Origin of the sequence: Collinsella sp. Sow4_E3, assembly GCF_052116285.1 — a bacterium.
GTDB lineage: Bacteria > Actinomycetota > Coriobacteriia > Coriobacteriales > Coriobacteriaceae > Collinsella.
Genome location: NZ_JBQKLJ010000051.1, coordinates 1 through 1,797, shown reverse-complemented (window position 1 = coordinate 1,797; position 1,797 = coordinate 1). Strand labels below are relative to the sequence as shown.

Below are 1,797 nucleotides of genomic sequence, written 5' to 3'. Positions count from 1 at the left end.
ATGGTGGACCCGACCTCGGGTGTGGAGCGGCTGGTGGATGCGCGGATCGAGATGGCTGGCCGTCGGTCGGCATCGACGGTGAGGAGACGCTGATGATACTGGCTCCGCTGGTGATGCAGTCCCCGCCGTGGGTGGACATGCTGGTGACTCAGGTGCCTGCCGGTGCGGTGTCGGTGCGAGCGTGGCGCGTGTGGCGCGCGGCAGAGGTGCTGGTGCGTGGCCGTCACGTGCTGCTCGGGTCGTCGGCTCGGGTGGTGGACTATGACTTGCCTGTCGGCTCTCCAGTGTCGTATCGGGTGGAGGCCCTGTCCGGGTCGGGTCAGGTGGTGGAGTCGGCGTCGGTGCAGGTGTCGGCCCCGTCGCCCGGGCACTCGATGGCGTGGCTGTCTGACCCGATGTCCCCGATGGGGTCTGTGGTGGTTGGTGTGCTGCGGGGCGGGTCGCGTGGCCGGTGGTCGTCGGCGATGGAGATGGTGCGTCCGATGGGTGGTTTGCCGATCACGCAGGGCGGTGAGCGTCAGGTGCGGGTCCGGTCGTGGCGTCTGGTCGCTGAGGATGAGGCGACGGTGCAGGCGGTGGACGCGATCATGCTGGCCGGGCCGACGGTGGTGTTGCGGGGCGACCCTGAGTGTCTGGATCATCCGACGGGGCTGCTGTACGTGTCGGCGGCTGATGTGGAGTCGGAGCGGACTGTGCCGCACCTGCCTCGGGTGACGTGGCAGATGGACGGGTATGAGTCGCGGGGGCCGGCGATCCTGCCGGTGGTGCCGTCCCGTACCTATGCCGACGATATGGCTGAGCATCCGACGTATCAGGACTCGACTGCTGCGGCGGCAACGTATCTGGACCGTCTCCGTCTGCTGGAGGCGTAGCTATGTGGCCGGTCGATGAGAGGTGGGGTGCGGCTCGTCTGGGGGATGTGGAGCTGTCGTGTCAGGTGTGGCCGACGCTGCGGGGTCAGGTGCTGACTGCTGAGCCGCTGGAGGTGGTGGACGGGTCGCTGTCGGTGGAGGTGCGGGGCGGGCAGGTGCAGTCGTCGCTGGAACTGTCTGTGGCTGACCCGGACGGGTCGCTGTTCACGGGCGCACCGGATGCGCCGCTGGCGGTGCATGGGCATCGACTGGTGGTGCGTGCCGGGTACGCCGGCGTCGGTGATGCGCCGCTGGGCGAGTTCCGCGTGGAGCGCATCGTGCCGGACGGGTCGCCGTGGCGGCTACACCGCTCGGGCCGGTGGGTGCGTGGTGCTCAGATGCTGCGCGTCTCCGCTGGTGACCTGCTGGGGATCGTCGCCGATGACCGGTTCACGACCCCGACGCGGCCGCGTGGGGGAACGGTGCGCGCTGAGGTGCAGCGGCTCGTCGCCGACATCCTGCCGGTCGGTGACTGGTCAGCGTCGCAGACGGTGCCGTCGTCGGTGGAGTACTCGGAGTCCCGCATGGATGCGCTGCTGTCGGTGATGCGTCTGGCGGGTGTGGTGGCGTGGGTGGATCGTGCCGGGGCGCTCCAGGGTGTCCCGGATGTGGGGTCTGGTCAGGTGTGGGAGGCGTCTGCTGCTGATGTGGTGGAGTGGGTGCCGGTGATGGACCGGGACGGGCTCCGCAACGGGTGGGTGGTGACATCGGAGTCGGAGTCTGGGCAGCCGCTACGTGGGGCCGAGTTCGAGGCATCGGGTCCGCTGGCATGGGATGCCTCCGGGTTCGGACGCGTCCCCGAGTTCCTGCACTCCCCGCTAATGCGGACGAACGCTCAGTGCGCGTCGGCGGCGAGGACGATGGGTGAGCGGGCGAGGGCGGCGCG

2 protein-coding genes are annotated in these 1,797 nt (G+C 69.6%); both read left to right on the top strand.

Annotated elements, in window-relative coordinates:
* Positions 1 to 92 precede the first annotated feature (92 nt).
* Positions 93 to 872, top strand: coding sequence for a hypothetical protein (locus tag ACTQ48_RS11095; protein ID WP_441042106.1), 780 nt, complete (start codon positions 93 to 95; stop codon positions 870 to 872).
* Between the two features lie 2 nt (positions 873 to 874).
* A partial coding sequence (locus tag ACTQ48_RS11090) for a hypothetical protein (RefSeq protein WP_441570954.1) occupies positions 875 to 1,797 on the top strand: 923 nt, incomplete at its 3' end.

What these genes read in the sequence shown, in the direction of transcription:
- ACTQ48_RS11095 (WP_441042106.1), top strand. Translation starts at nt 93, where the DNA reads ATGATACTGGCTCCGCTGGTGATGCAGTCCCCGCCGTGGGTGGACATG.